At 55.4% G+C, this 1,803-nt stretch carries 1 protein-coding gene and 1 pseudogene; both read left to right on the plus strand.

All coding sequences use genetic code 11. The annotated features are described in order from the left end of the window. Positions 1-315 (plus strand): annotated as a pseudogene (locus ACWI8T_RS09880) (tRNA pseudouridine(38-40) synthase TruA); the annotation flags it as partial. Between the two features lie 377 nt (positions 316-692). Further along, on the plus strand, positions 693-1,803 hold a 1,111-nt coding region (locus ACWI8T_RS09885), incomplete at its 3' end, for a sodium-dependent transporter (protein ID WP_449138812.1).

The raw sequence follows: 1,803 nt of genomic DNA on the forward strand, positions 1-1,803 counted from the left end.
AGTTTTTGTATGGCGGCTTCGGCGGTTGGCAAGCCAACGCATCGTGACGTTATGGAGCTTTCGGTGTACCCCGAGGTTATCGCTGGCACCGAAGTCGTGACCATTCGGGTGGTGGGCAACGCGTTTCTGCATTCCATGGTGCGCACGATAGTTGGAACGCTTGTGGAGGTTGGCCGTGGCAGCAAGTCGCCTGCATGGGTGGGCGACGTGCTGGCGGCGTGCGACAGGCGGGCGGCGGGCCAAAATGCGCCTGCGGCCGGTTTGGTGTTCTGGAATGTTGAATACCCCGAAGACATGCAGCCTCTTCGCGGCTAATTGTGCAACGAGGAGTCGTCGATTTCCCAATATGTATGGGGCTTTTGGGCGACTTCGCTTTCGCTCGCCCGCATAGTGCTTCCGGGTGACGATTTCTTCCGGCGCTCGAAGCTTCGCTCGTTGTGAGCGTGGTATTTTGAAGCTTAGCTATGCCTCGTTTCAGAATGCGGCGCAAAAGCGGTGGTTCTGTGGCCATTGTGCCGTCTACGAGAAAAACCCGATAGTCGGAGGGTTTTTCCGAAAGCTGATTTAGAATATCGCCTTAAGTCTTTTGGCCCCATGCGGCGCCACGCGCCAGGGTCCAATTCGTTTCGATAGAAGAAAGAACGCGGGCATGCCACGTGCCTGCGCGCCGTATGCGCGGCGGGAGGAATCTCATGTCAGAAACTACAAAATCACGTGCAACGTGGTCAGGCAAGCTTGCCTTCGTGTTGTCTGCAGCCGCTTCCGCGGTTGGCTTGGGCAGCATGTGGCGCTTTCCCTATTTGGCGGCGAAATACGGCGGCGGCACGTTTTTGCTCATGTACTTCGTTTTCGTGTTCACCATTGGCTTGGCGTTGCTGCTGCTTGAAACGTCGCTTGGCCGCAAGACGGGCCAGAGCTCTATCGGGGCATTCAAAGCATTTGGCAAGAAGTATGCGTTCATTGGCATTTTCATGTCGGCGGTGCCGTTTATTATCGTGCCGTATTACTGCGTAATTGGCGGTTGGGTCACGAAATACGTGTTCGGCTATATCGTGACTGCTCCTGAGGTGCTTGCCGACGGCGGCAACTATTTCTCGGGTTTCATTACTTCCGGCGCTGAGAGCATCATCTTCATGCTCATTTTCATGGCTTTGACGTATTTCATCGTCGCGCTTGGTGTGAACAAGGGCATCGAGAAGGCAAACCTCATCATGATGCCCGCCCTTATCGTGATGGCTGCTGCTGTTGCGATTTACGCGCTCACTCTGCCGGGTGCTATGGACGGCCTTGCCTACTATCTGGTTCCCGACTTCAGCAAGTTTTCGCCTGAATTGATTATTTCCGCGCTTGGACAGACGTTCTTCACTCTGTCACTCGCTATGGGCATTATGGTGACGTATGGCTCTTATCTACAGAAGTCCACGAAGCTCACGTCTTCGGTTACGCAAATCGCGGGCACCACATTCGGCGTTTCGCTGCTCGCAGGTCTCATGATCGTTCCCGCTACGTTTGCCGCGCTTGGTTCGGGCGATGCTGTGGCTCAGAACTCCGGCCCGTCGCTTATGTTCATCATTCTGCCTCAGGTGTTCGAAAACCTTGGCGGCGCAGCGACTATCATCGGCGTCGTGTTCTTCGTGCTCGTTTTGTTCGCGGCTCTTACGAGCTCGCTTTCGCTTGTTGAAACCTGCACGTCTATTATTTCCGACGGCGCTGGCTGGTCTCGCAAGCGCTCGCTTATCGTGACTATTGTGTACGTGACGCTCATGGGCGTGCTCGTGAACCTGGGCTACAGCTCGCTGTCGT

It is taken from the genome of Slackia sp., from assembly GCF_977041755.1.